Raw genomic sequence first — 23,937 nt, 5'->3', positions numbered from 1 at the left:
AGAAAATAAAACGTCTCGGAGAAGGTCGTGCCGGTCATCGCCGCCTTCGCCTTCAGTTCGGCGACCGAAGCCGCCAATGTCGCAAGGTCCTGTTCCACGTCAAAGGCTCCCTGTTGGTGTGGAAGATCATTCTTGTTATTGGGAGGCCGCGCAGGCCCCCTTGGACCTTTTGTCTAAGGAGAATTTGCCTAAATCGCAAAGATTTTGCACAAAAAGCAATATTGGCGCAGAAATGACCGGCCACTTGCGCCACGGACGGGCGCTTTGCCGCAAAAAGCATCATGTCGGTTTTGGACCCGTCGCCGCATCGCGTGGCATGCAGACACCCGCCCCCCCCGCAAGGCCCAGGGGGCGCGTGTGCTGTGACGTGCGGACGTGAAATCCGGTGTTGCGGCCGGGGGTGGACGCCGCTTAGCGGCTGACCGAGCGGGCGTTGCCCGCGCCGCTGACCACGACCTTGCTGACCGAGGCCAGACGCGCGTTCGAGATGAAGGCGGCCACGGTGACTTCGCGCGATTCCGGGGTGCTCACGCGGCTTGCGGCCGGGCTTCCAGGCTGGGGTTCGGCCAGCACGAAGCGATAGCTCATCACCCCGTCAACCGGATAGCCGTCGTTCTCGGCGATCAGCTCGGCATCCCACCAGCCCTGCGTCGGCGGCAGCCCGGCGGCCGAGACAATGGCGCCGCCCTGCGTCGGCTTGATCTCGAGCCGGGTGATCGTGGCGGCCTCGACGCGGAAATCGCCACGTGCCTCGGCATAGCCGCCTTCGGGGGCCAGCGTCGTGGGCTCGGGCCGCGAGGGGCCGAACCAGTTGAAAGGGTTCAGGCGGCTTTGCCCGAAACCGCAACCGGCCAGAGCCGTGGCAAGGACGAGCGAGGCGATCAGGGGCGTTTTCATGGGGTCTCCCAAGGCTGCGGCAGCGTTCTGCCTTGGGTAGCCCATCGCGCGGGGTTTGAAAAGCCGCCACTGGACCCTCGCGCCCCGTCGCGTTAGGCAGGGGGCAAGTGACAGGAGGGGCAGATGGCCGCGCAAGCCTTTGAAGAAATCGCCGAGACCTTCGAATTTCTGGACGACTGGGAAGACCGCTATCGCCATGTGATCGAGCTGGGCCGCGCGATGCCGCCACTCGACGAGGCGGTGAAAGTGCCTGCGACCAAGGTCGAGGGCTGCGCCAGCCAGGTCTGGCTGCTGCCACGGATCGAGGGGCAGGGGCCGCAGGCGCGCTTCGATTTCGCGGGCGAGTCGGATGCCATGATCGTGCGCGGCCTGATTGCGGTGCTGCACGCGCTCTATTCCGGGCTGAGCGTGGCCGAGGTGCTGCAGGTCGATGCGGCGGCGGAACTGGGGCGGCTCGGACTGACCGAACATCTGAGCCAGCAGCGTTCGAACGGGGTGCGCGCGATGGTCGAGCGGATCCGGCTTCTGGCGTCCCAGACCGCGGCGGCCTGAGGGCGGGGAGGGGGCGCTGCCCCCTCTGCGGCCGCGCCGCATTCACCCCCGAGGTATGTATGGCAAGATGAAAGGGCCTTTGCGGTCGGCTTTCTTTCTGGCCGAAATATCCCGGGGGGCGGCGAAGCCGGGGGGCAGCGCCCCCCTGAGCGCGCCGGGCTCAGCCCTGCGCGGCGGTGATGATGATTTCCACCTTGTAGCCGGGCGCGGCCAGTTTCGCCTCGCCGGTGGCGCGCGCGGGGCAGTGGCCTGCGGGCACCCAAGCGTCCCAGACCGCGTTCATCTCGGCAAAATCCGCGATGTCGGCCAGCCAGATCTGCGCGCTCAGGATGCGGGTCTTGTCCGATCCGGCCGCGGCCAGAAGCCGGTCGATATTGGCCAGAATCGCCGTGGTCTGTTCGGTCACGCTGGTGTCGGGCGTGCCGACCTGACCGGCCAGCCAGATCAGGCCGTTGTAGGTGACGGCTTCGCTCATCCGCGCGCCGCATTCGATGCGTTCAATCGTGGCCATGGGGCCCTCCTGTTGCTGATGCTGTGGCGGTGTTAGCCAAGCCATCGCGCGCACGCCAGTGCAAAGCGCAGCCGCGCTCAGCGGGCGAACTGGATCTCGACGGCGAAGCGGTAGGTCGGATCGGCCAGACCTGCAGGAGCGGGCGGGAACCGGCCGGCGCGGCGCACGGCAGAGAGCGCGGCCTGATCCAGGGCGGGGTTGCCCGAAGACCGCGCGACCGATGCGCTGGCAAGTTGACCCGCGCGTGTCACGGTCAGCCGCACGGTGGTCACGCCCCGTCCGCGCCCCGCGCCCGAGGGCGGGCGTTTGGCGCGTTCGATCCGCGCCCGGATCGTGCCGCCCCATTCGGCGATCAGGCTGCGGGTTCTGGCAGGCGATGCGGTGGCGCTTTGGGCCTGGGCGCTCTGGCCGGCCTGCCTGTTGCCGCCGGTGCCTTTGGCGCGCTGTGCGGCCTGATCCTGATCCTGGCCGGATTTCGCCTGGCGTGGGGCGGTCGCGGCCGGTTCCTTCGCGGGGCGCGCCTGTTTCTTCCGGGCTTCAGGTTTCGGCGTGGGGCGGGTGTCGGGGACGGGATCGGCCTTCGCTTCGGCCTCGGGATCTGGCGGTACCTCGGCGCGGGGGCGTTCAGGGGCCGCGATGGCGGGCAGTTCGGGCAGCGGGGGCAAGACCGCAAGGGGCACTTGCGGCGGGGAAGGGGGCGCGATGTGCAGGGGGGGCAGCGGCTCGGGCAGGGGGGGAGTGTCGGTCAGGGGGGCATCGAAGCGGGCGACCATTTGCTGAACCGCTGCGTTGGCGGCCTCGAGACTGTTCAGCGTGTCGCCCTGCAGCCCCGCAGCCTCGGCCCCGCCTTCGGGCAGGCGCACGAGGAACACCGCCGCCTGCAGCGCCAGCGCCACGATCCCGAAGATCGCGGTTTCGGTCATGCCGCGCAGGGTCATCCGGCCTCTCCGGCGCGCACGACCAGATCGGTCACGGCAAAGCCCATCTGCCCCAGTTGTGGCAGCAGCGCGGCCAGACGGGCCACCCCGGTTTGCGCATCGGCACGCAGCATCAGGCGCGGCGCTTCGGCCGTGCAATCGTTTTGCGCGCAATAGGCGGTGCGTTGGGCCGCCAGCGCCGCCAGCACCGCCGCATCCGCGTCCGGCGCGGGGCTTTGCGTGTCGTGAAAGGCCAGAATGCCATCGGCGGCCAGATGCAGGGTGAATTCACCCTGCGCCTCGGAGGCGGCCTCGGCCTGCGGCGGGGTCACGGCGAAGGGTTCGGGCGGGGCCAGCTGCGCCGATATGAGGAAGAAGATCAGCAACAGGAAGACGACATTGATCATCGGCAGCAGGTTTCCGGTGCTTCCCGCGGGGCGGGGCGAGGGGATCTGCATTGCTCACTCCACCAGCATGAGGCGGGTGAAACCGGCTGCGCGCAGCCGTTCCATCACCGCCACGAGGTCTTGCAGCGTCACGTCGCGCCCGCGCAGGACCACCGGGGCCTCGGGCGGCGTTTCGCGTGCCTGCAAAGCGGCCGGCAGATCGGGCAGCGCAACCGGCAGCCCGTTGAGCAACACCCCCTCGGGGCGCAATTCGACCAGCCGCAATTCGACCGGGGCGGTATCGGAGGCAGCCGCGCCGTTGGCCAGCGGGAGCGCCGCGTCATTCGACAGGCGCGAGGCGAGCATGAAAAACACCAGCAGCAGAAAGACCACGTCGATCATCGGGGTCAGGTCGGGCTTGCGCGTGCCGCGCGGCGCGTCCAGCGACAGCATCATTCGGCCACATGCAGTTGCGCGGGAACATGACGGGCGCGGGCAAGCGGCTGCGCGGCATGCCGCGTATCGGGGCGCGCCACGAAAACACGGGTTGCGGCGTCTTCCATGTCGTGGCGCAGCCGTTCGATCACGCTTTCAAACCACGACAGCGCGATCTGCGCCGGGATCGCCACCGCCATGCCTGCGGCCGTGGTCAGCAGTGCCTCCCAGATGCCCCCGGCCAGCGTCGCGGGATCGGCACGGGCGCCGGCCTCTTGCAACGCCTGAAAGGCCGCGATCATGCCGGTCACCGTGCCCAGCAGACCCAGCAGCGGGCCGATCACGGCGGCAAGCTCGATCCCGCGCAACCCGGCGCGCGCCTGCGCTAGCAACATCTTGGCCACGCGCACCGTCTCGGCCTGCGCCTCTTCGGGGCGCAGGCCCGGGGTGCGATCGGCGTGCATCGCCGCACAGACCAGCCGTGCGCGCAGGCCGTGCCGCGCCGCGAGACTGGCGATTGCCGTGTCGTGCCGGTCCGCCGCCCAATCCGTCAAGGCGCGCTCGACCGCCTTGCCGCCGGACCAAGCGCCCAGCATCGCCAGCCGCCAGGTCTTCCACAGGATCAGCGCCAGGGTGATCGTGGACAGCACGGCGATTGCCCACATCGCAGGGCCGCCGAGCAACACGAATTCGCGCATCCGTGCAAGCGTCGGAAGGAGGATCTCTTGGGTCTCGGTCGGGAACATCTGCGCTCTCCGTCTGCGGGCATGGTCCGTCGGGCGATCAGGGGCTGACGGGGGAGGCGGTGGCCGGCACGCGCGGAAACGGCGCAGCCGGGCAGGCACTCGGCCCCTTGTCGGCAAGGAAAGGCCCTGACGGATGTCTCGTGCGTGGCTGGAATCGGCTTCGCGTCTGTTGCTGATCTAGCATCCAGCGCGGATATTGGCCAGATAAAACCTACAGAAATGATCGGGTATATTACGGGACAATCCACGGCCAAGACGGCCACACAACCTGATGCACGCAGCACCCGACAAGGCACGCTCAATGGCGCGCGGATGTGGCATTTTGAGGGAGATTGGAGCGGGTGAAGGGAATCGAACCCTCGTCATCAGCTTGGGAAGCTGCGGCTCTACCATTGAGCTACACCCGCGTTGCGCGACTAGGTAAGCGAAGCGCCCGGTTTCGTCAAGCGGGCGCCGTGCGTTTTGTCAGCCCCGCCTGCGCCGCCGCCCGCCACCTTCGCCGCTGCCGCCGGTGTTGAAGCTGACATCGGGCAGGGTGACGATCTTGGCCAGTTCGGGGAACGGGTCGGTGGCATGGGGCAGGGCGTTGGCGGCCACGAAATGCTCTTGGAAACGGGGTTCGATCGCGGTTTCGACCTTGTGGATGTTATGCACCTGCGCCTCGATCGCGCGCCGCGCGGTGACAGAGCACAGCGCCATCCGCGCGCCCGTGCCCGCCGCATTGCCTGCCGAGGTGACGGCACTCAGCGGCGCATCGGGGATCATGCCCAGCACCATCGCGTGTTTCGGGCTGATATGCGCGCCGAAGGCCCCGGCCAGCACCACCCGGTCCACCCGGTCCACGCCCATCTCGTCCATCAGCAGCCGCGCGCCGGCGTAAAGCGCCGATTTCGCCAGCTGGATCGCGCGGATGTCGCCCTGCGTCACGGTGATGCGCGGCCCGTCCGGGCTTGCGTCATGGATCACATATTCATGGGTGCGCCCGGTGGCCACGCAGCGCGGGGTGCCGACCTGCTCGGCCGCGCCGATCAGGCCCGAAGCATCGACGATGCCCGCCATGCGCATTTCGGCCACCGCCTCGATGATGCCCGATCCGCAGATCCCGGTGATCGCGGGCGTGCCGAAGGCCGGATCGTCGGACCAGTGGTCGTTGCCGATGATGCGAAAGCGCGGCTCTTTGGTTTGCAGGTCAATCTCGATCCGCTCGATCGCGCCGGGTGCTGCGCGCTGCCCCGAGGAAATCTGCGCCCCCTCGAAGGCCGGGCCGGTGGGTGAGGAACAGGCCAGAACCCGTTGATTATTCCCCAGAATGATCTCGGCATTGGTGCCGACATCGACGATCAGCGACAGGTCCGGGCGGGTTTCGGGCGCCTCGGACAGGGCCACGGCGGCGGCATCCGCGCCGACATGGCCCGCGATCAGCGGCAGGATATAGGCGCGCGCGGCCGGGGCGATACTGCCCAGCCCGATCTCGGCCGCGGCCAGGTTCAGCGCCGCCCCCGTGGCCAGCGCGAACGGCGCCTGACCCAGCTCCACCGGGTCGATCCCCAGCAGCAGGTGGTGCATCACCGGGTTGCAGACGACGCAGGCCTCGGTGATACCCGCGGCATCGACGCCCGCCTCTTCGGCCAGCGCGGCCGCCAGATCGGCCAGCGCCGCACGCACGGCGGCGGTCATTTCCACATCGCCGCCCGGGTTCATCATCACATAGCTCACGCGGCTCATCAGATCCTCGCCAAAGCGGATCTGCGGGTTCATCAGCCCCGACGAGGCCAGCACCGCGCCATCGGTCAGATCGACCAGATGGCCCGCGATGGTGGTCGAACCAAGGTCGATCGCCAGCCCGTAAAGCGGTGCCTCGCGCAGCCCGGGATAAAGCGCGACCAGACGCGGCGCGGCGCCGGTGCCATCGTCATGCACCGCCGCCGTGACCGACCAGCCCCCCTTGCGCAGCGCCGGCTGCAACCCGCGCAACACCGCAAGATCGGCCTGCAGCCCCTTGATGCCCCATTGTTTTTCCAGCGCTTCAGACAGGCGCTGAAAATCGCCCGAGGGTTCATGCATATCGGGCTGGGTGACATCGACGAAACAGGCGCGGCTGGCCGGGTCCATGACCATCACCCGCTCGGAGGCGCTTTTGCGGATCACCTGACGGTGGACCTGGCTTTCGGGCGGCACGTCCAGCACGACATCGCCCTGAATGCAGGCCTGACAGCCCAGCCGCCGCCCCGGTTTCAGCCCGCGCACGCGGTCATAGCGTTCCTCGACCGCGTTGATCGGGCTGAGCGCATCGGGCGCCACGGTGACGCCATGCTTGGGAAACTCGCCCAGACCCGGCTGGACCTGACATTTCGAACAGATCCCGCGCCCGCCGCAGACAGAATCCAGATCCACCCCCAGCTGCCGCGCCGCCTGCAGCACGCTGGTGCCCCGCGCCACGCGCCCGCGTTTGCCCGAAGGGGTGAAAATGACCAATGCGTCGTCTGCCATGCGCCTCTCCTGTGTCTTGATCCCGTTCTAGGCCGAAGCGGGGCCGAGGCAAAGCCCGGGCACGACCGGGGGCGATGAGAAAACGTCATGAAGATGATGAGCCGTGCAGGGGGCGCTGCCCCCTCGGGCCCCTGGCCCTCACCCCCGGGATATTTCGGCCAAGATGAAATAGCGGCCGGCGCCTGCCGTTCACCTTGGCCGAAATATCCCGGGGAGGCCCGCAGGCCGGGGGCAGCGCCCCCTGTGCCACCGCCTCAGCGGGTCTGACGCCGGGCCATGAAGGCCAGCCGTTCGAACAGATGCACGTCCTGCTCGTTTTTCAGAAGTGCGCCGTGCAGCTTGGGCAGGAGGTTCGCGCCCTCGCGCGCCAGATCCTCGGGGGCGAGGTCTTCGGCCAGCAGAAGTTTCAGCCAGTCGAGCACTTCAGAGGTCGAGGGTTTCTTCTTCAGTCCCGGGGTTTCGCGGATTTCGTAGAACTGCGTCAGCGCGGTGGTCAGCAGCGCCTCCTTGATGCCGGGGAAATGCACCTCGACGATCTGGCGCATCACCTGCGGTTCGGGGAAGCGGATGTAATGGAAGAAACAGCGGCGCAGGAAGGCGTCGGGCAGTTCCTTTTCATTGTTCGAGGTGATGATGATGACGGGGCGCTGCGCTGCGCGGATCGTCTCGCCTGTTTCGTAGACGTGGAACTCCATCTTGTCGAGTTCCTGCAGCAGGTCGTTCGGGAACTCGATATCGGCCTTGTCGATCTCGTCGATCAAGAGCACCACCTTGCCCGGCGCCTCGAACGCCTGCCAGAGCTTGCCCTTGCGGATGTAGTTCTTCACGTCATTGACCCGCGCATCGCCCAGCTGGCTGTCACGCAGGCGCGAGACGGCGTCGTATTCATACAGGCCCTGCTGCGCCTTGGTGGTGGATTTGATGTTCCATTCCACCATCGGCAGGCCCAGGCTGGCGGCAACCTGGCGCGCCAGTTCGGTCTTGCCGGTGCCCGGTTCGCCCTTGACCAGCAGCGGACGTTCCAGCGCCACGGCGGCATTGACGGCCACCGTCAGATCGGCGGGGGCAACATAGGTCTCGGTCGATTGAAACTTCACGGCGCGGGCTCCTGTGGCTGGGGCCGGACTGTCGCAAGGACCATCCGGGCCGGGCCACGTTATCTGCGCTGCGGCAAGCCCGCAACCCGGCCGCAGGGGGGCAAATGTGATCGCGCCACGTCACATCGGGGTGAAAGGGGGGCGTGACAACCCCTGCGCCATGCGGTATGGGAGCGCGCAAGAGGCGCCGGATGGTTTGCAAGAAACCCGAACCGGCAGGCACGAAGGAGAGGGTCGCGAATGAAAGCCGAATCGTTTCTTCCGGATGACTACCGCCCGGCCGAAGACGAGCCGTTCATGAACGACCGTCAGCTCGAGTATTTCCGCCGCAAGCTGCAGGCATGGAAAGCCGAACTTCTGGAACAATCCGCCGAGACGCTTGAAGGTCTGGCAGAATCGGCGCGCAACGTGCCCGACATCGCCGACCGCGCCAGCGAAGAAACCGACCGTGCGCTGGAGCTGCGCACCCGGGATCGTCAGCGCAAGCTGGTCAGCAAGATCGACGCCGCGCTGCGCCGGATCGACAACGGCGAATACGGCTATTGCGAGATGACGGGCGAGCCGATCAGCCTGAAACGGCTGGATGCGCGCCCGATTGCCACGATGACGCTGGAGGCGCAGGAACGTCACGAGCGCCGCGAGAAAGTCCACCGCGACGACTGAGCGGTTTCGGATCGGAGCGGTTTGATTTCGCTCAAGGACGGTTCGCACCGGCGCCCCCAAGGTGCCGGTGTTTTGATTTCAGGAGGGGCCGATGCTGATCGGACGCAAGATCACGGTGCTGGGGGCAGGGGTTGCCGGGCTGACGGTGGCGCGCGCCCTGGCGCTGCGCGGGGCCGAGGTGACGGTGTTCGAACAGGCCGAGGCGATCCGCGAGGTGGGCGCCGGGCTGCAGATCTCGCCCAACGGCGCGCGCGTCCTGCAGGCCCTGGGCCTGGGCGAAGCGCTGGCCGCGGCGGGGCCGGTGGGAGAGGCGGTCGAGCTGATCGACGGCGAAACCGCGACCCGTGTCGCGCGGCTCGATCTGGCGCGGCTGCGGCCGGGGGCAGAGTATCGTTTCGTGCATCGCGCGCGACTGATCGAACTGCTGGCCGAAGGCGCGCGCGCGGCGGGTGTGCAGATCCGGTTGCTGCAAAAGATCGACAGCGTGATTCTGGGCGATCACAAGCCCCGGCTGGTCACCGCACAGGGTGTCGAGCTGGAGGCCGACCTGCTGATCGGCGCAGACGGGCTGCATTCGAAGGTGCGTCAGGCGCTGAACGGGGCGGTGGCGCCGTTCTTCACCCATCAGGTCGCTTGGCGCGCGCTGATCCCCTGTGACGATACCGCGCCGAAACTGGCGCAGGTCTTCATGGGCGCGGGCAAGCATCTGGTCAGCTATCCGCTGGGCGGCGGGCTGCGCAACATCGTGGCCATCGAGGAGCGCCGCCGCTGGGTCGAGGAAAGCTGGACCCTGCGCGACGACCCGCTGACCCTGCGCGCCGCCTTCGAGGATTTCTGCCCGACGGTGCGGGGCTGGCTCGATCAGGTCGAGGAACCCTGGCTTTGGGGGTTGTTCCGTCATCCGGTGGCGGAACACTGGCACGGCCAGGGCGCGGCAATCCTGGGCGACGCGGCGCATCCGACGCTGCCCTTCCTCGCGCAGGGGGCGGTGATGGCGCTGGAGGATGCCTGGGTTCTGGCCGAGGCCCTGGCCAGCCATGATGGCGATGCGGCCGCGCTGGCCGCCTATCAGGCCGCGCGCCGCCCGCGCTGCACCCGTATCGTCGAGGCCGCAAACAAGAACGCGCGCAATTACCACCTGTCGGGTCTTAGCCGCACCGTCGGTCATCTGGGGCTGCGGCTGGCCTCGTCGCTGGCGCCTGAGCGGCTGATCGGACATTTCGATTGGGTCTATGGCCATGATGTGACCGCCGGCGCGGGCGGCTGACCGGGCAGGGGGCGCTGCCCCCGGCTGCGTGCCGCAGCCTCCCCCGGGATATTTGCACCAGAAAGAAAGCCCTATCCTTCTTTCTGGTCGAAATATCCCGGGGGGAGGCCGCAAGGCCTGGGGGGCGGCGCCCCCCTGCGCCCTATCGGCCCATGCCGAAGAATTCCTCATTGGCGCGGATCGAGGCCATGTTCACCAGCCGGTTCGACAGGCCGAAGAAGGCGGTGATCGCGCCGATGTCCCAGATGTCGTCATCGTTCAGCCCATGGGCGTGCAGCGCGGCGTAATCGGCCTCGTCCACCTCCTGCGCACGGGCGCTGACCTTCAGTGCGAAATCCAGCATCGCGCGCTGGCGCGGCGTGATATCGGCCTTGCGGTAATTGCTGGCCAGCTGATCGGCCAGGATGCGGTTCTTCATGCGCACCCGCACGATCGCGCCATGGGCTACCACGCAATACTGGCATTCATTCGCCGCCGAGGTCGCGACCACGATCATCTCGCGCTCACCCACGCTCAGGTTGCCCGGGCGCTCCATCAGCGCGTCGTGATAGGCGAAGAAGGCGCGGAATTCATCGGGGCGATGGGCCAGCGCCAGAAAGATATTGGGGATGAAGCCCGCCTTTTCCTGCACCGCCTCGATGCGGGCGCGGATGTCTTCGGGCAGATCGGCAAGCCGGGGCACCGGAAAGCGGCTGATCGGGTATTGGGTCATGTGTCACTCCTCCCTGAGTGCGGCCACTATGCACGGGCCGCCGGGCCGGGGGTGAGTGACGCAGCGTCACGCCGGGTCAGGCGTCCAGCTCGATCCAGACCGGAACGTGATCCGAGGGCTTGTCGCCGCCCCGCACCGCCTTGTCGATGCCCGCATCGCGCAACAGATCGGCGGCCTGCGGGCTGAGCAGCAGGTGGTCGATGAGGATGCCGTTGTTCTTGGCCCATGCGCCGGCCTGATAATCCCAGAAACTGTAATGCCCCGCACCTTGCACCCGGGCGCGGAAGGCATCGGTGAAGCCCAGGTTCAGGATGCGCCGGAACGCCGCGCGGCTTTCGGGCAGCGCGAGTGCATCCTCGCGCCAGGCTTCGGGTTTGGCGGCGTCCTCGTCCTCCGGGATGACGTTGTAATCGCCAGCCATCAGGAACGGCATTTCGCTGGCCAGCAACGCGGCCGCACGCGCGCGCATCCGCGCCATCCAGGCCAGTTTGTAGTCGTATTTCGGCCCCGGCGCCGGGTTTCCGTTGGGCAGGTAGAGCCCGCAAATCCGCACCGCCACCTTGCCCACCACCGTTGCCTCGATCCAGCGGGCCTGTTCATCAGTGTCATCACCGGGCAGGCCGCGGGTCACGTCCTCCAGCGGCAGTTTCGACAGGATCGCGACGCCGTTGAAGCCCTTTTGCCCATGCGTTTCAATGCTGTAGCCCAAACCGTCGAAAATCTCGTGCGGGAAGGCCTCGTCCACCGACTTGATTTCCTGCAACACCACCACATCGGGCTCTGCCGCGCGCAGCCAAGCGGGCAAAGCCTCGGCCCGGGCCTTGATGCCGTTGATGTTGAATGTGGCGATTTTCATGCGCGGCCCTCCGGTTTGCCCTGTTGTAGGGGGCTAGGCGTGTGAGTGAAAGGGGCTAGCCACCTGCGTAGCGCGCAATGGCCTCTGCGAGAGTTCGGATCGCGTCGTCTAGGCCCATCATTTTGACGATGAGTGTTCCGCCCCCAAGTGTGATCGTCCATTTTGCCGAGGCAGAGCCAACCTCTTCGGCAGCCTTTTGCAAGGCTTTGTCCGTCAGTTTTGCACAGTATCTCGCCATTGCGATTGCGGCATTCAGCAGGGTTCGCGCGATCTTACGCAGCGCTTGGCGCGAAGGCTTTACTTTCTCGAGTTCTCGCTCTGCGTTATTAAGTGTTAGCCAAATGATTGAGACTGCTTGGACTGCCTCAATATCGGTCAGTTCCTCGGGTGGATTATTGTGGCCAACCCGTGAGGAAGAAACATGCGAGGCGATAGGCGCCAGCTCTGCTTGAAGGCGGCGTGTTTGTGCGAGGAGGCGATGGCGTTCCTCGCGCGCGGCGATAAGCCTGGCCACATGCACAGCGCCCTTTTGCCAGTCTTCATTCGGGATGAGGGCAATGTCAGTCAGTAGCTGAAAATGGCTGTTCCAGTCGTCGGTGAGCGGGCGGCCATAGAGGGCGGATTCATACCAGCGGATCCAGAACTCATAGCCGGAGAGGCCGGAAAGCCAAGTGCGCGCTTTGTGCCAATGCGAACTGAATTCATCAAGAACGCGCCCTTTCTGGTATGGGGGATCCACCTGATCATACCTGCCTGGGGTTTCCAAGTGCATCCAAAGCGGCGAAAATTGTGGGGCGTTTCCGGCTTCGATCACAGCGGCGTCATCGCGCGTGCTATTCAAAACACCAGCGGAGCGTGTGATGGAAACAAAAAAGGCGGCTGCGGTGGTAGAGATAGCGGAGATTGCTGCGGAAAGTGCAGGTAGGGCGGAGACGGCTTTGGTAGAGGATGAGAGGGAAAAAATGGCGGACGAAAGTGCATTTTCGACGTCAATTGACATATTCGCCATGCAGACCTCTGACGTCAAACTTGTCCGCAGAAATGGAAGGGCTGCCAAATCTTGGTTCGCCACTGAGTGTTTCCCGAGATCCAAAACGAAAATCGGTAACACCCGCATGGCGGCCCGATGCGCAATAACTGTAACGTCCCGCTGCCGCGTGTCCTTTGGTCGCGCTTCTAACCACGCGACTAGAGTATTCTCGTCCCTGATCTCATTCGCCCGCACCATCCGCCCACCTCGTTCCCGCGCGGGTCAGGTTTGCATGGGCCTCTGACCCTGCACAAGCCGCCTCACATCGAGAAACTGATCCCACACCCGCAGGAACTGGTCGCGTTCGGGTTCTGCACCACGAACCTTGCGCCGATCAGCTCGTCGGTGAAATCAATCGTGGCGTTTTCCAGGAAGGGCAGGGAGACCGGGTCGATGAACACGCGCTGACCCGCGCCTTCCAGCACGATGTCATCTGCGGCCGGGGTATCTTCCAGCTTCAGGTCGTATTGGAACCCCGAGCAGCCGCCGCCCTCGACCGCCACGCGCAACGCGCGCGGCACGGCCTGACCGGCGTTGATCGCCGCCAGACGGGCAAAGGCGCGGTCGGTCACTTTGGGGGGCAATTGCATGATACGCACCTTGGGCCTGTATTTCGGTAACAATCGGGATATAGGGTGGGGCGAACGTGCCGACAAGACGAGGATGCCCGTGCTGCAACCCTATGCCTGCCATCCCGATGCCAGCCGGGGACGGCTTTACCCCGAAAGCATCTCGACCTTCCGCACGCCCTTCCAGCGCGACCGCGACCGGATCATCCACTCTTCGGCGTTTCGTCGGCTGAAGCACAAGACCCAGGTCTTCGTCGAGCACGAGGGCGACTATTACCGCACCCGGCTGACCCACACGATCGAGGTGGCGCAGGTGGCGCGCACGATCGCGGGGGCGCTGGGGCTCAACACCGATCTGGCCGAGGCGGTGGCGCTGGCGCATGACCTGGGCCACCCGCCCTTCGGCCACACCGGCGAGGATGCGCTGGCGGTCCTGATGGCGCCCTATGGCGGGTTCGACCACAACGCGCAGGCGCTGCGGATCGTGACGAAACTGGAACGCCATTATGCAGGCTTCGACGGGCTGAACCTGACGTGGGAGACGCTCGAGGGCATCGCCAAGCACAACGGACCGGTGATCTCGGACAAGGGCGGCTCGCATCAGGTGCCCGACCGCGCCAGCCTGCCCTACGCGCTGGCCGAATTCGACGCGCAATGGGATCTGGAGCTGGAAACCAACGCTTCGGCCGAGGCGCAGGTGGCGGCGGTCGCGGACGATTGCGCCTATAACCACCACGATCTGCACGATGGTTTGCGCGCCGGGCTGTTCACCGAAGACGACCTGTGCGAACTGCCGGTGATCGGCGAGTGTTTCGAGCAGGTCGACCGCCTGCATCCGGGGCTCGACGCCACCCGCCGCCGCCACGAGGCGCTGCGCCGGGTCTTTGGCGTGATGGTCGAGGATGTGATCGCGGTGGCGCAAAACCGGCTGACCAGCCTGCAGCCGCAATCGGTTGACGACATCCGCCAGATGGACGGGCCGATCATCCGGTTCTCGAAACCGCTCTATCAGAACCTCAAGGCGATCAAGCTGTTCCTGTTCCAGCGCATGTATCGCGCGCCGACCGTCGTGATCGAACGCAAGCGCGTGACCGCGATGGTGAATGCGCTGTTCCCGCTGTTTCTGGACGACCCGGGGCTGTTGCCCGACGACTGGCACGAAGATGTCGCGCGCGCCGCAGCCAAGGGCAACGAAGGCAAGACGGAACTTGCGCGCGTGGTTCTGGATTATGTGGCGGGCATGACCGACCGCTTCGCGATCCAGGAATACCACCGGCTGATCGAACCCGAAGCCTGAGCGGGGGCTTGCATCTTTGCAACCTCGATCCGTTGCCATTTATGGGTATTTGGTGCAAGGGGAAACGCTCGGGTCGGGGCACTAGGGAGGGGTAACGGCGCCTTCCTACTGCCCGCCGAGGTTGTAATTACTCACAGTCGAGTGAGGGTTTGCGATAGCCTGTGACTACCCAGTCCTTACCGTTGGGTTGGGCGAGAAGAGTGTAGATACAGGTATTGCTGTAGGGCACCCAAGTCGTTGTTGAGCCTGTCACGGTCGTTACCCCGCTCGGGCCGTATGCCGTCGCGCTGGTGGGAGTGTAGATCGGCATGGCGCCGGAGGCATCAACCTTCCACTGATATGCCCGGGTGTGATTGTCCAGTTCGAGCACATGTGTTGGTGGGCCGTAATCGAGGATCGGCTCATTTACCGACTTGCCAACATAGGATTCGAGTATCTGCGAGGCGCAGCCGCTCAGAGCAAAAATCATGGCAACCAGCACGGTTCGCATACGAAGCTCCCTCATTTTTTACTAGGGAAACGCTAGCGAAGTCAGGCGCATACGCAAGCTTTTTGTCCTAAGGCTACACCATCATTTCCTTCGTCGCCGACAGCACGATGCCGGGATAGTCGCGCACCACGCGGTCGATGTCCCATTGCAGGCGGGTCAGGAACACGATGTCGCCGTCGTGGTCATGGGCGATGTGCTGCTTGTTGACGTTCACCATCTTCTCGATGGCCGCCTTGTCGCCCTGCACCCAGCGGGCGCTGGTGAACTGGCTCGGCTCGAACCGCACGGGGATGCCGTATTCGATCTCGATCCGGCTGGCCAGAACGTCGAATTGCAGCGCCCCCACGACGCCCACCACGAAGCCCGACCCGATGGCGGGTTTGAACACCTTGGCCGCACCTTCCTCGGCGAATTGCATCAGCGCTTTTTCCAGATGCTTGCCCTTCATCGGGTCGGTCGAGCGCACCGATTGCAGCAATTCGGGCGCGAAACTCGGGATGCCGGTGAAACGCAGCACCTCGCCCTCGGTCAGCGCATCGCCGATGCGCAGCTGGCCGTGGTTGGGAATGCCCATGATGTCGCCTGCCCAGGCCTCTTCGGCCAGTTCGCGGTCGGCGGCCAGGAACAGCACCGGGTTCGACACGGCCATCGGTTTTTTCGTGCGCACATGGGTCAGTTTCATGCCGCGCGTGAAATGCCCCGAGACCAGCCGCACGAAGGCCACGCGGTCGCGGTGCTTGGGGTCCATGTTGGCCTGCACCTTGAACACGAAGCCGGTCACCGCCTTTTCGTCGGGCGAGACCGCGCGTTCGGCGGCGTTCTGCACCTGCGGTTCGGGGCCGAATTCGCCGATCCCGTCCATCAGTTCCTTGACGCCGAAGGAATTGATCGCCGAGCCGAACCAGATCGGCGTCAGATGGCCTTCCAGAAACGCCTGCCGGTCGAAGGCGGGCAGCAGTTCGCGCGCCATTTCCAGTTCTTCGCGCAGCTTGGCCAGCTGCGCGGCGGGCACATGTTCGGCCAGCTTCGGATCGTCCAGCCCAGAAATCTTGACCGTCTCGGCCACCCGGTTGCGGTCGGCCCGGTCCATCAGCTCCAGCCGGTCGTGCAGCAGGTCGTAGCAGCCCAGAAACTCGCGTCCCATCCCGATCGGCCAGCTGGCGGGCGCCACGTCGATTGCCAGGTTTTCCTGGATCTCGTCGATGATCTCGAACGTGTCGCGGCTTTCGCGGTCCATCTTGTTACAGAAGGTCAGGATCGGCAGGTCGCGCAGGCGGCAGACCTCGAACAGCTTGCGCGTCTGGCTTTCCACGCCCTTCGCCCCGTCGATCACCATGATCGCCGCATCGACCGCCGTCAGCGTGCGATAGGTGTCTTCGGAAAAATCGCTGTGGCCGGGGGTATCCACCAGATTGTAGCGGAACTCCTTGTATTCGAACGACATGGCCGAGGCCGAGACCGAGATCCCGCGCTCTTGCTCGAGCTTCATGAAGTCCGACCGCGTGCGCCGCGCCTCGCCCTTGGCACGCACCTGACCGGCCATCTGGATGGCGCCGCCGAACAGCAGGAATTTTTCGGTCAGCGTGGTCTTGCCGGCGTCGGGGTGCGAGATGATCGCAAAGGTCCGGCGGCGGGCGATTTCGGGCGGAAGGGCGGCTGTGTTTGTCATGTGCGCCCTTTAGCCGAAGGGGCGACAACGGGCAAGCGGGATGGGGGGGGCGCTCAGTCCTTGTCGCGGTGTTTGAACAGCGCCTCGCGGCCGACGCGGTCCAGCACTTCGCGCCCGGCTTCGGTGCCGAAATGCGGCTTGTGGCTCAGGTCGGGCAGGCGCGCGCGGATCTCGGCGGTCAGTTCCTCGGGCAGCAGGCTCAGGGTGGCGGCGTTGACCATCAGGCTCTCGACCGGGATGCCCTCGGCATAGATGATCTCGTGCCGGTCGAAGACTAGCGCGTAATAATCGACATAGCCGCCTTCGCGGCGCCAGACATGGTCGTCATCCACCAGATGCTTGGCCTGCACCAGAATTTCGGACGTGTCGCCCAGCCGTTTGTCGCCGCGGCGATACAGGAACACACGATGGTGCGGCGAGATCACCAGATCACCGTCATTGCCCAGCGTGCCTGCGGAAATCACCACCGGCGCGAAGGAGCCAAGCGCACGCAGCGTTGCCTTGCTGACCAGCCGCAGCGGCTGCGGGCCGTTATCGCGGGTCAGCACCCGGTCACCCGGGCTCAGCGTCTCGATCGCGCGTTGCGCGCCGCCTGCCAGGGTAATCATCGTGCCGGTGGTGAAGGCCACGCAGACCAGATCGGACAGCCGCACGGCGCCGGGGTCCTCATGCGCCTCGATCAGCGTGTAATCGGTGCGCGCGGCAATCGGCGAAAGCGGCAGCGCATAGAGGGCCTGCGCCTCGTCATGGCGGATCAGCAGGATGTCGACGGTGTCGCCATCGGGCGCCATCATCACATGGCGCGCCAGCAGGGTGATGCAATCGCCGGGCTGGCCCAGCTCGGACCCCTGTGCAATATGCTGCGATCCGTTTTCGGCAGGCGTTGGTTGCAACATCAGCCGCAGCGGCTGTGCCGCACGATCCAGCTGATACACATCGCCAGGCTGGCACAGGCCTGCCAGATCCAGACCGTCGCCCTGATTGGCCCCCGAGGTGACCCAGATCAGATCCGCATCGAAGACGTGAACGGCCTGAGCGGGCGGAGCGGGGCGCGAAACCATCGGCGTGGGGATCTCTGGCTAAGGGGGCGTGTGCGGCACAAACTGGACGTGAAAGGCTTCCGTGGGGTTAATCAGGACTTGTCGCGTGCGTCAAGCCTTGGGAGGCGCTGCGGACAGTTGTGCCTTGTCTTGCCCGCCGTTCACGCTAGGTTCGGGGGCCGGGACGATCGGCCCTCAACGGGCGGGATCAGCAAAGAGGAGAGAGGGATGGATCTGGGGATCAAGGGGCGGCGTGCGATCGTCTGTGCGGGCTCCAAGGGGTTGGGGCGCGGATGTGCCGAGGCGCTGGCCGAGGCCGGCGCCGAAATCGTGCTGAACGCGCGCGGCGTCGATGCGCTGGCCGCCACCGCCAATGACATCGAGGCGCGCTTCGGCGTGACGGTGATCCCGGTCGCCGCCGACATCACCACGCCCGAGGGCCGCGCCGCGGTGCTGGATGCTGCGGGCGATGTGGACATTCTGGTCAATAACGCAGGCGGCCCGCCGCCCGGCGTCTGGAGCGACTGGACGCGCGAGGATTTCATCAAGGCGCTGGATGCCAACATGCTGGCGCCGATCGCGATGATGCAGGCCTGCCTGCCGGGCATGATGGCGCGCGGCTGGGGCCGGGTGGTCAACATCACCTCGCAATCGGTGCGCGCGCCGATCGCGCAGCTTGGGCTGTCGAATTCGGCCCGCGCCGGGCTGACCGGGTTTGTCGCGGGCACGGCGCGGCAGGTTGCCCACGCCGGGGTCTGCATCAACAACCTGCTGCCCGGGCTGCATGCGACCGACCGCGCCGATGCGCTGGACGGGGCCGTTGTGCGCGCCGAGGGGATTACCCTGGACGAGGCCCGCGCGCGGCGCTTTGCCAATATCCCGGTCGGGCGCTATGGCACGCGGGCAGAATTCGGCGCGATGTGTGCCTTCCTGTGTTCGACCCATGCGGGGTTCATTGTCGGGCAGAACATCCTGCTTGATGGCGGTGCCACGAATATCACCATCTGAGGGCACGGCAGGGCGCAGGGCGGTGGCTTGCACCCCCGCGCGCGCCCTGTTATCCCGCCTTATCCCTGAGTGATTTGATCGGAAAGCCCGGTGAGCCCATCCTCCGCCCCGCAGCCGCACCACGCCGAAGCCCCCCGGCTGGAGGTGCAGAACCTGGTGCGCCGCTTCGACGGGCAGGTGGTGGTCGACGATGTGTCCTTCAGCATCCCGGCGGGACAGGTCACCTGCCTGCTGGGGCCTTCGGGTTGCGGTAAATCCACCACGCTGCGGATCATCGCGGGCGTGGACATGCAAGATCAGGGCAAGATCTTCGTCGATGGCAACCTGGTGTGCGACACGGTGTTCCGCGTGCCGCCCGAACGCCGGGCCATCGGTCTGATGTTTCAGGATTTCGCGCTGTTTCCGCACCTGAGCGTGGCGGACAACGTGGCCTTCGGGCTGGACGGTTCGCGCGCCGAGAAACGCGCGCGGGTGGCGGAACTGCTGGAACGGGTGCATCTGGAAAAACACATCGACAGCTTCCCACATGCGCTGTCGGGGGGCGAGCAACAGCGCGTGGCCCTGGCCCGGGCGCTGGCGCCGCGCCCGCGCATCCTGCTGATGGACGAGCCCTTCTCGGGGCTGGACGAGCGGCTGCGCGACGGCATCCGCGACGAGACGCTGGCGCTGCTGAAAGAGGAAGGCACCGCCGTTCTGCTGGTCACGCACGAGCCGCACGAGGCGATGCGCATGGCCGACCAGATCCTGCTGATGCGCGGCGGCAAGATCGTGCAGCGTGGCGCACCCTATAACCTCTATAACGCGCCGGTGGATCGCGCGGCGGCGGCGTTCTTCAGCGATATCAACGTTTTGAAGGGCGTGGTGCGGGGCGCCCTGACGGCCACGCCCTTTGGCGATTTCCTGATGCCCGGCCATCCTGACGGTACCGAGGTCGATATCGTCATCCGCCCGCAGCACCTCAAGATCGACTTCGATCGCGCGGGCCGCGGCCCCAATCCGACCGCGCAAGATGGCACGCCCGCCCGCGGCGTGGTGGAACGCGCGCGCTTCATGGGGCGCGAAAGCCTGGTGGAGTTCCGCATGGATTTCGACGGCCGCGTGTTGCGCGCGACGGTGCCCAATGTGTTTTTGCCCAAACCCGGCACACCGATGTGGCTGATGATCCGTCGCGACCGCTGCTTCGTGTTTCCTTCAAAAGACTGAGGGGGCGCTGCCCCCTCGCGGCCTGTGGCCGCTCACCCCCGGGATATTTGAACCAAGGTGAAAGCTCGTTCATCTTGCCGCAGGCAAAGAGCGGGCCGCCCCCTTCATTCGCCCGTGCGTCCGGTGTGCCCGCCGCGACGTTTGTGAAGGCGGGGGGCGCGGGCGGGCAGTTCGGCCATGATCGCGCGGCGCGCTTCGGGGGTCATCCGCGACCAGTTGCCGATTTCGGCGAGGGAACGGAAGCAGCCGACGCAGATCTTCTCGACCGGGTGGATCGCGCAGAGCTTGACGCAGGGGCTTTCGATCTCGTCGGTCGGGTCAGCCATGCGCCGCCCCCATGTGACTGAGCCGGTCCAGCGCGCCCTGCAGGATGAAACCGGCCGCGACATGGTCGATCACCTCGGCGCGGCGCTTGCGGCTCATGTCGGCTTCCAGCATCGCGCGTTCGGCGGCCACGGTGGACAGCCGCTCGTCCCAGAAGGTGATCGGCAGATCGGTCAGTTTTTCCAGATTGCGCGCGAAGGCCCGGGTCGACTGGCAGCGCGGGCCTTCCGTGCCGTCCATGTTCATCGGCAGGCCCAGCACCAGCCCCACGATTTCGCGCTCGGTGGTGATCTTCAGCAGGGCCGCCGCGTCCAGCGTGAACTTCTCGCGCCGGATGGTGGAAAGCGGCGAGGCGACCGAGCGCATCCGGTCCGAGACCGCGACGCCGATCGTCTTGGTGCCCAGATCAAGCCCCGCGAGCCCGCCGTAGCGCGGCAGGTGGGGCGCGAAATCTTCGATGGTGGCGCAGATCACTGCGCCACTCCGGCGGCCTCTGCGGCGCCCTTGACCATTGCAAGCGCAGCCTCGTCGCCCGCCAGCGCGGTCTGTGCCGCGGCATAGACTTCGGCGGCGCGGTCGGTCTTGCCCAATGTCGCCAGCGAGGAAATGGCGCGCGCCCATTCGTTGGCGGCCCCGCCCTCGGTGGTCAGCCGGTCGACCAGCCCGTCGACCATGCCCTCGATCATCTGCTGGCGCTCTTCCGGGGTCATTTCGGCGGCGGACTGCATCTGCTCGGCGCTGGGGCCGGGCATCATCGGTGCCTGCGGGGCGGCCATCGGCATTTGCGCCACTTCGCCTTCGGCGGCCTGACGGATACGTTCCAGATCGTCGGGGGCGGTGGCGAACAGCCCCTGCGCCTCGGTCCAGATTTTCTGCGCGCGGTCTTCCTCGCCCAGCATCCGCAGCGAAGAGATCAGCTTGGCCCAGTCGGCGGCGGTGCCGCCTTCGGTGGCGAGCCGGTCGTTGAGCTGTTCGACCATGCCGCGGATCATCTGCTGGCGCTCTTCGGGCGACATCTGCGCCGCGGCCTGCATATCCTCGGCCGTCGGGCCGCGCCCGTTTGCCTGCGGCATCTGATAGCTGGTCTCGCCCGCGATCCAGGCCAGTTGTTCGATATTGGCCCGGATCGGCGTCATCCAGGGCCCTTCGGGGGTGCCGTCGCGCAGCATGGCATCCCAGATCCGGAACGCCCGGTCGCCGCGCGCGTTCTGCGCCATCATCAACCCGATGTAATAGCGCGACAGCGCATCGCGCGGGTCCTTGTCGAGCGCGGTGGCGAAGGCTTCTTCGGCCTCTTTGGTCACCAGGCCGCCGGCGGCCACGGTCATGTATTCGCCCAGCTGCGCGTAATCGGCGGCGGTGGCGGCATCGCCGCGCAGCGCGATCAGCCGGCGTTGTGCCTGCCAGGACGCGCGGAAATTGCCCATGTTGGCTTCGTTCCGCGCAAGCAGTGCCAGACCCTGCACATCGTTGGGACGCTCGGACACGGCCTTGCGCAGCCGCTCCATCAGTTCGGCGAACTGCGGCTCGGGGGTCGGCATCGGGCCACGCTGAACCTCGGCGGCCTTTTCCGCATCGTCTTGACTGGGACGGCTGTCATACAGATCGTTGGCCAGTTCGAACCGTCCGGCGATCGGCTGATCGGCATAGCCCGCCGCGCCCAGCCGTTGATACAGCCAGAACGACCCGCCCATCAGGGCCGCCAGCCCCAGCAACACGGCCACCGTTGCCGCGCGGGGTGCCTCGGAGGGGCGGGCGGCCTTTTGCGCGGCGCGGTCGGCCTCCAGCATCCGGCGCGAGATTTCGATGCGCGTGCGCTCGGCTTCCTCGGCGCTCATCACGCCGCGGGTGAGGTCGCGCTCCAGATCGCGCAACTGGTCGCGATAAACCTGCACGTCATAATCGGCGGCGGTCGCCGTCGCGGGGTGACGGCGCACGAGGGCCAGCACGAAAAGCAGCGCGACAAACGCCACCAGGGCGGCGGTGAGGGTCCAAAACAGCATGAGGTCTCCTATCCTTGCGCATCATTTAGGCCGGATGGGCCGCGCAAGAAAGTGCCAAGCGCGTGAAAGGGGCGACCTGTCGCAGGACGATGTCGCATTTTTCCCTCAATTGCCGCTTGGGGGTGGCTTTCGTCGCGGCACGGGGTGCATCACAGGGGCAGGGGATGCGGCCCGCCCGACGGATTCGCCGCCCGCCCCGACTGCGCAGACACCAGAAAGGCCCGTGCCCGATGAGACGCTATTCGATGTTCGCCGTTGCCCGCGAAGCCGCGCGGTTCCACGCCGGGTGGGAGCGCGCCTGGCGCAGCCCCGAGCCGAAAAAACGCTACGATGTCATCGTCGTGGGGGCAGGCGGTCACGGTCTAGCCACGGCCTATTACCTGGGCAAGGTGCATGGCATCACCAATGTCGCGGTGATCGAGAAGGGCTGGCTGGGCGGTGGCAACACCGGCCGCAACACCACGATCATCCGCTCGAACTATCTGCAAGACCCGTCGGCGGCGATCTACGACAAGGCGCTCAAGCTTTACGAAGACCTGAGCCAGGACCTGAACTACAACGTCATGTTCAGCCCGCGCGGCCTGTTGATGCTGGCACAAAGCGAACACGAGATCCGCGGCTACAAGCGCACCGTCTATGCCAACAACCTGCAAGGCGTCGAAACCCGCTGGATCGAACCGGCCGAGGTCAAGGAGCTGGTGCCGATCCTGAATATCGAGGGGCCGCGCTATCCGGTGCTGGGGGCGCTGCTGCAGGAACGCGGCGGCACGGCGCGGCACGACGCGGTGGCCTGGGGCTATGCGCGGGGCTGCTCGAACATGGGCATGGACATCATCCAGCAATGCGAAGTGACCGGCGTGCGCACCGAAGGCGGCCGTGTGGTCGGCGTCGATACCACCAAGGGCGCGATCGACTGCGGCAAGCTTGCGATCGTCGTGGCGGGCCATTCCAGCGTTCTGGCCGAGATGGCGGGCTTCCGGCTGCCGATCGAATCCATGGCGCTGCAGGCCTGGGTGTCCGAGCCGATCAAGCCGACGATCGACGTGGTGGTGATGGCCAACTTGGTGCATGGCTACATGTCGCAATCCGACAAGGGCGAGCTGGTGATCGGCGGCGGCACCGACGGGTTCAACAACTACACCCAACGCGGCAGTTGGCACCATGTCGAGGAAACCACGCGCGCGCTGGTCGAAACCTTCCCGATCATCAGTCGTCTGAAAATGCTGCGGCAATGGGGCGGTATCGTCGACATGACCGGCGACCGCTCGCCCATCATTTCGAAAACGCCGGTCGAGAATATCTTCGTCGATTGCGGCTGGGGCACTGGTGGTTTCAAGGCGATCCCCGGCTCGGGCTGGGCGATGGCCGAACTGGTGGCCAAGGGCGAACCCGGGCCGCTGGCCGCCGATTTCGGGCTGAACCGTTTCCGCGAGGGCCGCTTCATCGACGAAAGCGTGGCGGCCGGGGTGGCGCACTGATGGCACCGCAGTATTCCTTCTTCCGCTTGCGGCGGGCGGCGGTTTGCGCGCATGGGAACCGCGATGCGGCGACCGGCGTTATCTTTCTGCAACAAACACAGAAGGATGATGACCCATGGCAGAACCGACCGGCACCGGCCTCAAGAGCTTCCTCATCGGCGTGCTGCTTGTCCTCGTTGTCGGGGCAGGCTGGTACATTTTCACGGGCGGCGATGTCCCCGCGGCCGATGAGCCGGAAATCCAGATCGACCTTCCCGACAAAAATTAACTCCGGGCACGACCGCATGGCGCGCCCCC

26 protein-coding genes and 1 tRNA gene are annotated in these 23,937 nt (G+C 66.1%); 8 read left to right on the top strand and 19 right to left on the bottom strand.

Annotated features, from left to right (window positions below; genetic code table 11):
- Window positions 1–411: 411 nt before the first annotated feature.
- Window positions 412–897, bottom strand: coding sequence for a hypothetical protein (locus P2G62_RS16445; RefSeq protein ID WP_275735971.1), 486 nt, complete (start codon window positions 895–897; stop codon window positions 412–414).
- A gap of 123 nt (window positions 898–1,020) precedes the next feature.
- On the opposite strand from P2G62_RS16445, the gene P2G62_RS16440 reads away from it, so the two are divergent.
- Complete coding sequence (locus tag P2G62_RS16440) at window positions 1,021–1,449, top strand: SufE family protein (RefSeq protein WP_275735969.1); 429 nt, start codon at window positions 1,021–1,023, stop codon at window positions 1,447–1,449.
- Window positions 1,450–1,609: 160 nt separating this feature from the next.
- Here P2G62_RS16440 and P2G62_RS16435 read toward each other — a convergent pair whose 3' ends face one another.
- The 8 genes from P2G62_RS16435 to P2G62_RS16400 all read right to left on the bottom strand — a co-directional run bounded on the left by P2G62_RS16435 (window position 1,610) and on the right by P2G62_RS16400 (window position 8,031).
- Entirely contained in the window at window positions 1,610–1,960 is a 351-nt protein-coding gene (locus P2G62_RS16435; protein ID WP_275735968.1) for a RidA family protein, read from the bottom strand.
- A 77-nt stretch (window positions 1,961–2,037) separates the two neighbouring features.
- Window positions 2,038–2,898 (bottom strand): cell envelope integrity protein TolA, encoded by an 861-nt coding sequence (tolA, locus tag P2G62_RS16430; protein WP_275735967.1) that lies wholly within the window; start codon window positions 2,896–2,898, stop codon window positions 2,038–2,040.
- The gene (locus P2G62_RS16425) at window positions 2,895–3,335 is read right to left on the bottom strand and encodes a biopolymer transporter ExbD (protein WP_275735966.1); all 441 of its coding nucleotides are present in this window, start codon (window positions 3,333–3,335) and stop codon (window positions 2,895–2,897) included. The genes tolA and P2G62_RS16425 overlap by 4 nt, the downstream gene beginning before the upstream one ends.
- Before the next feature lie 3 nt (window positions 3,336–3,338).
- On the bottom strand, window positions 3,339–3,719 hold the full coding sequence (locus P2G62_RS16420) for a biopolymer transporter ExbD (RefSeq protein WP_345799279.1): 381 nt from the start codon (window positions 3,717–3,719) through the stop codon (window positions 3,339–3,341).
- The gene (locus P2G62_RS16415) at window positions 3,716–4,444 is read right to left on the bottom strand and encodes a MotA/TolQ/ExbB proton channel family protein (protein WP_275735965.1); all 729 of its coding nucleotides are present in this window, start codon (window positions 4,442–4,444) and stop codon (window positions 3,716–3,718) included. Before P2G62_RS16415 ends, P2G62_RS16420 begins: the two co-directional genes overlap by 4 nt.
- A gap of 333 nt (window positions 4,445–4,777) precedes the next feature.
- Window positions 4,778–4,851: transfer RNA gene (locus tag P2G62_RS16410), tRNA-Gly, on the bottom strand.
- A 58-nt stretch (window positions 4,852–4,909) separates the two neighbouring features.
- Window positions 4,910–6,934 carry an ASKHA domain-containing protein gene (locus tag P2G62_RS16405; protein ID WP_275735964.1) on the bottom strand — a complete coding sequence of 675 codons (2,025 nt, stop codon included), beginning with the start codon at window positions 6,932–6,934 and terminating at the stop codon, window positions 4,910–4,912.
- 254 nt (window positions 6,935–7,188) lie between these two features.
- On the bottom strand, window positions 7,189–8,031 hold the full coding sequence (locus P2G62_RS16400) for a MoxR family ATPase (RefSeq protein WP_275735963.1): 843 nt from the start codon (window positions 8,029–8,031) through the stop codon (window positions 7,189–7,191).
- Window positions 8,032–8,271: 240 nt separating this feature from the next.
- Between P2G62_RS16400 and dksA the strand changes: the two genes are divergently transcribed.
- Both dksA and P2G62_RS16390 read left to right on the top strand, forming a co-directional pair.
- On the top strand, window positions 8,272–8,694 hold the full coding sequence (dksA, locus tag P2G62_RS16395; protein WP_275735962.1) for an RNA polymerase-binding protein DksA: 423 nt from the start codon (window positions 8,272–8,274) through the stop codon (window positions 8,692–8,694).
- Between the two features lie 91 nt (window positions 8,695–8,785).
- The gene (locus P2G62_RS16390) at window positions 8,786–9,961 is read left to right on the top strand and encodes an FAD-dependent monooxygenase (RefSeq protein WP_275735961.1); all 1,176 of its coding nucleotides are present in this window, start codon (window positions 8,786–8,788) and stop codon (window positions 9,959–9,961) included.
- Between the two features lie 142 nt (window positions 9,962–10,103).
- Here P2G62_RS16390 and P2G62_RS16385 read toward each other — a convergent pair whose 3' ends face one another.
- From P2G62_RS16385 to P2G62_RS16370, 4 genes are all read right to left on the bottom strand, one after another.
- Window positions 10,104–10,673 carry a peroxidase-related enzyme gene (locus P2G62_RS16385; protein WP_275735960.1) on the bottom strand — a complete coding sequence of 190 codons (570 nt, stop codon included), beginning with the start codon at window positions 10,671–10,673 and terminating at the stop codon, window positions 10,104–10,106.
- 76 nt (window positions 10,674–10,749) lie between these two features.
- Window positions 10,750–11,529 (bottom strand): exodeoxyribonuclease III, encoded by a 780-nt coding sequence (gene xth, locus P2G62_RS16380; RefSeq protein ID WP_275735959.1) that lies wholly within the window; start codon window positions 11,527–11,529, stop codon window positions 10,750–10,752.
- Window positions 11,530–11,584: 55 nt separating this feature from the next.
- The gene (locus tag P2G62_RS16375) at window positions 11,585–12,538 is read right to left on the bottom strand and encodes a hypothetical protein (protein ID WP_275735958.1); all 954 of its coding nucleotides are present in this window, start codon (window positions 12,536–12,538) and stop codon (window positions 11,585–11,587) included.
- Window positions 12,539–12,819: 281 nt separating this feature from the next.
- Window positions 12,820–13,149 (bottom strand): iron-sulfur cluster assembly accessory protein, encoded by a 330-nt coding sequence (locus P2G62_RS16370; RefSeq protein WP_275735957.1) that lies wholly within the window; start codon window positions 13,147–13,149, stop codon window positions 12,820–12,822.
- A 79-nt stretch (window positions 13,150–13,228) separates the two neighbouring features.
- On the opposite strand from P2G62_RS16370, the gene P2G62_RS16365 reads away from it, so the two are divergent.
- Window positions 13,229–14,425: a deoxyguanosinetriphosphate triphosphohydrolase gene (locus P2G62_RS16365; protein ID WP_275735974.1), complete on the top strand. Its 1,197-nt coding sequence runs from the start codon at window positions 13,229–13,231 to the stop codon at window positions 14,423–14,425.
- Window positions 14,426–14,552: 127 nt separating this feature from the next.
- Here the strand turns inward: P2G62_RS16365 and P2G62_RS16360 are convergent, their stop codons facing one another.
- The 3 genes from P2G62_RS16360 to P2G62_RS16350 all read right to left on the bottom strand — a co-directional run bounded on the left by P2G62_RS16360 (window position 14,553) and on the right by P2G62_RS16350 (window position 17,645).
- Entirely contained in the window at window positions 14,553–14,915 is a 363-nt protein-coding gene (locus P2G62_RS16360) for a hypothetical protein (RefSeq protein ID WP_275735956.1), read from the bottom strand.
- Window positions 14,916–14,988: 73 nt separating this feature from the next.
- Entirely contained in the window at window positions 14,989–16,584 is a 1,596-nt protein-coding gene (locus P2G62_RS16355; protein WP_275735955.1) for a peptide chain release factor 3, read from the bottom strand.
- 53 nt (window positions 16,585–16,637) lie between these two features.
- Window positions 16,638–17,645 carry a Hint domain-containing protein gene (locus tag P2G62_RS16350; RefSeq protein ID WP_275735954.1) on the bottom strand — a complete coding sequence of 336 codons (1,008 nt, stop codon included), beginning with the start codon at window positions 17,643–17,645 and terminating at the stop codon, window positions 16,638–16,640.
- 207 nt (window positions 17,646–17,852) lie between these two features.
- On the opposite strand from P2G62_RS16350, the gene P2G62_RS16345 reads away from it, so the two are divergent.
- On the top strand, window positions 17,853–18,632 hold the full coding sequence (locus P2G62_RS16345) for an SDR family oxidoreductase (protein ID WP_275735953.1): 780 nt from the start codon (window positions 17,853–17,855) through the stop codon (window positions 18,630–18,632).
- 90 nt (window positions 18,633–18,722) lie between these two features.
- Window positions 18,723–19,835, top strand: a complete 1,113-nt coding sequence (locus P2G62_RS16340; RefSeq protein WP_275735952.1) for an ABC transporter ATP-binding protein — start codon at window positions 18,723–18,725, stop codon at window positions 19,833–19,835.
- Between the two features lie 104 nt (window positions 19,836–19,939).
- Here P2G62_RS16340 and P2G62_RS16335 read toward each other — a convergent pair whose 3' ends face one another.
- Genes P2G62_RS16335 through ccmI form a run of 3 tightly spaced genes read right to left on the bottom strand, consistent with a single transcriptional unit; the run spans window position 19,940 to window position 22,162 of the window.
- A complete protein-coding gene (locus P2G62_RS16335; protein WP_275735951.1) occupies window positions 19,940–20,161 on the bottom strand; it encodes a DUF1289 domain-containing protein in 222 nt (73 codons plus the stop codon).
- Window positions 20,154–20,633 (bottom strand): Holliday junction resolvase RuvX, encoded by a 480-nt coding sequence (gene ruvX / locus P2G62_RS16330; protein ID WP_275735950.1) that lies wholly within the window; start codon window positions 20,631–20,633, stop codon window positions 20,154–20,156. Before ruvX ends, P2G62_RS16335 begins: the two co-directional genes overlap by 8 nt.
- Entirely contained in the window at window positions 20,630–22,162 is a 1,533-nt protein-coding gene (gene ccmI, locus P2G62_RS16325; RefSeq protein ID WP_275735949.1) for a c-type cytochrome biogenesis protein CcmI, read from the bottom strand. The genes ruvX and ccmI overlap by 4 nt, the downstream gene beginning before the upstream one ends.
- Window positions 22,163–22,392: 230 nt before the next feature.
- Here ccmI and P2G62_RS16320 point away from each other — a divergent pair, with 230 nt between their 5' ends.
- Window positions 22,393–23,640 (top strand): sarcosine oxidase subunit beta family protein, encoded by a 1,248-nt coding sequence (locus P2G62_RS16320; RefSeq protein ID WP_275735948.1) that lies wholly within the window; start codon window positions 22,393–22,395, stop codon window positions 23,638–23,640.
- A 115-nt stretch (window positions 23,641–23,755) separates the two neighbouring features.
- Window positions 23,756–23,908 (top strand): hypothetical protein, encoded by a 153-nt coding sequence (locus P2G62_RS16315; protein ID WP_275735947.1) that lies wholly within the window; start codon window positions 23,756–23,758, stop codon window positions 23,906–23,908.
- Window positions 23,909–23,937: the final 29 nt, after the last annotated feature.

The sequence above is a fragment of the Paenirhodobacter sp. CAU 1674 genome (genome assembly GCF_029222945.1).
Lineage (GTDB): Bacteria > Pseudomonadota > Alphaproteobacteria > Rhodobacterales > Rhodobacteraceae > Rhodobacter.
The sequence above is the reverse complement of the archived record's forward strand: the minus strand, read 5'-3'. Positions and strand labels throughout refer to the sequence as shown.

Bases quoted from the DNA above. Each gene is read 5' to 3' on its own strand.
- P2G62_RS16445 (WP_275735971.1), bottom strand. From the start codon at position 897: ATGAAAACGCCCCTGATCGCCTCGCTCGTCCTTGCCACGGCTCTGGCC.
- P2G62_RS16440 (WP_275735969.1), top strand. From the start codon at position 1,021: ATGGCCGCGCAAGCCTTTGAAGAAATCGCCGAGACCTTCGAATTTCTG.
- P2G62_RS16435 (WP_275735968.1), bottom strand. From the start codon at position 1,960: ATGGCCACGATTGAACGCATCGAATGCGGCGCGCGGATGAGCGAAGCC.
- tolA (WP_275735967.1), bottom strand. From the start codon at position 2,898: ATGACCCTGCGCGGCATGACCGAAACCGCGATCTTCGGGATCGTGGCG.
- P2G62_RS16425 (WP_275735966.1), bottom strand. From the start codon at position 3,335: ATGCAGATCCCCTCGCCCCGCCCCGCGGGAAGCACCGGAAACCTGCTG.
- P2G62_RS16420 (WP_345799279.1), bottom strand. From the start codon at position 3,719: ATGATGCTGTCGCTGGACGCGCCGCGCGGCACGCGCAAGCCCGACCTG.
- P2G62_RS16415 (WP_275735965.1), bottom strand. From the start codon at position 4,444: ATGTTCCCGACCGAGACCCAAGAGATCCTCCTTCCGACGCTTGCACGG.
- P2G62_RS16405 (WP_275735964.1), bottom strand. From the start codon at position 6,934: ATGGCAGACGACGCATTGGTCATTTTCACCCCTTCGGGCAAACGCGGG.
- dksA (WP_275735962.1), top strand. From the start codon at position 8,272: ATGAAAGCCGAATCGTTTCTTCCGGATGACTACCGCCCGGCCGAAGAC.
- P2G62_RS16390 (WP_275735961.1), top strand. From the start codon at position 8,786: ATGCTGATCGGACGCAAGATCACGGTGCTGGGGGCAGGGGTTGCCGGG.
- P2G62_RS16385 (WP_275735960.1), bottom strand. From the start codon at position 10,673: ATGACCCAATACCCGATCAGCCGCTTTCCGGTGCCCCGGCTTGCCGAT.
- xth (WP_275735959.1), bottom strand. From the start codon at position 11,529: ATGAAAATCGCCACATTCAACATCAACGGCATCAAGGCCCGGGCCGAG.
- P2G62_RS16375 (WP_275735958.1), bottom strand. From the start codon at position 12,538: ATGGCGAATATGTCAATTGACGTCGAAAATGCACTTTCGTCCGCCATT.
- P2G62_RS16370 (WP_275735957.1), bottom strand. From the start codon at position 13,149: ATGCAATTGCCCCCCAAAGTGACCGACCGCGCCTTTGCCCGTCTGGCG.
- P2G62_RS16360 (WP_275735956.1), bottom strand. From the start codon at position 14,915: ATGCGAACCGTGCTGGTTGCCATGATTTTTGCTCTGAGCGGCTGCGCC.
- P2G62_RS16355 (WP_275735955.1), bottom strand. From the start codon at position 16,584: ATGACAAACACAGCCGCCCTTCCGCCCGAAATCGCCCGCCGCCGGACC.
- P2G62_RS16350 (WP_275735954.1), bottom strand. From the start codon at position 17,645: ATGGTTTCGCGCCCCGCTCCGCCCGCTCAGGCCGTTCACGTCTTCGAT.
- P2G62_RS16345 (WP_275735953.1), top strand. From the start codon at position 17,853: ATGGATCTGGGGATCAAGGGGCGGCGTGCGATCGTCTGTGCGGGCTCC.
- P2G62_RS16335 (WP_275735951.1), bottom strand. From the start codon at position 20,161: ATGGCTGACCCGACCGACGAGATCGAAAGCCCCTGCGTCAAGCTCTGC.
- ccmI (WP_275735949.1), bottom strand. From the start codon at position 22,162: ATGCTGTTTTGGACCCTCACCGCCGCCCTGGTGGCGTTTGTCGCGCTG.
- P2G62_RS16320 (WP_275735948.1), top strand. From the start codon at position 22,393: ATGAGACGCTATTCGATGTTCGCCGTTGCCCGCGAAGCCGCGCGGTTC.
- P2G62_RS16315 (WP_275735947.1), top strand. From the start codon at position 23,756: ATGGCAGAACCGACCGGCACCGGCCTCAAGAGCTTCCTCATCGGCGTG.